Raw genomic sequence first — 857 nt, 5'->3', positions numbered from 1 at the left:
AGAGCCTGTTTAAATTTTATTCAATAACATCCTAATGGATGCCAGTTTTACCATTTCCTCTGCCGAATCGAAAGTTAGCTCATAGTTTCTGCATAGCCTTCTATAATTGTCAAACCATGAAAAGGTTCTTTCCACAATCCATCTTTTACCTATTGGTCTAAAGCCTTTTACCTTATCACCACTAACGACTACTTCAAGAATGTATCCAAAAGCATTTTTAATCTTCTCAGCTATTTCTCCACGATATCCGGTATCTGCCAATATGACTTTGATGTTGCAAGAGAGTTCCCTCAGACACCTTGCCAACAGATAAGCCGCCTTGCTGTCATGCACACAGGCAATCGTCACCATGACTGCAAGCAGGAAGCCATTTTTATCTACCACCACATGACGTTTAACGCCTTTTACTTTCTTGTTCCCGTCAATGCCATTAAGAGAACGATTATCACCCCAACGTACACTTTGACTATCCATGATACCCAAACTTGCTTCTGCTTTTTGCCCCATTTTCACACGTACTTTTTCTCGTAAGTTGTTCAATAATAAATCAAATTCACCCCAAGAAGACCATTTGCGATAATAGTAGTAAACCAACTCCCAAGGAGCGAAGTCTGAGGGAAGCATACGCCATTGGCACCCGGTTTTGACTACATAGAAAATGGCATTCCATATTTCACGCAAATCATATTTTCGTTTCCTTTCTTGCACGTTCAAGATTTTCTTGATAACTTGCCACTGTGTTTCTTCTAAATCCGTCGAATACATAATTATTTGAAGCTTGGTAACTAAAAATAATCATTTTCGAGGAAAGAAGAAGCACTCTTTTTATTTCAAACAGGAAAATTTAAACAAGCTCT

General features: G+C 38.5%; 1 protein-coding gene. It reads right to left on the bottom strand.

Annotation, left to right across the window (positions count from 1 at the left end; genetic code table 11):
* Positions 1 to 9 precede the first annotated feature (9 nt).
* Positions 10 to 765 carry an IS5 family transposase gene (locus tag HMPREF9442_RS05310; protein ID WP_008626184.1) on the bottom strand — a complete coding sequence of 252 codons (756 nt, stop codon included), beginning with the start codon at positions 763 to 765 and terminating at the stop codon, positions 10 to 12.
* Positions 766 to 857: the final 92 nt, after the last annotated feature.

Source organism: Paraprevotella xylaniphila YIT 11841, from assembly GCF_000205165.1.
Classification (GTDB): domain Bacteria; phylum Bacteroidota; class Bacteroidia; order Bacteroidales; family Bacteroidaceae; genus Paraprevotella; species Paraprevotella xylaniphila.
Note: the sequence above shows the minus strand (reverse complement) of the source record. Positions and strands in the feature narration are given on the sequence as shown.

Excerpts from the sequence above, each read along its gene's own strand:
- HMPREF9442_RS05310 (WP_008626184.1), bottom strand. The coding sequence starts at position 765 with ATGTATTCGACGGATTTAGAAGAAACACAGTGGCAAGTTATCAAGAAA.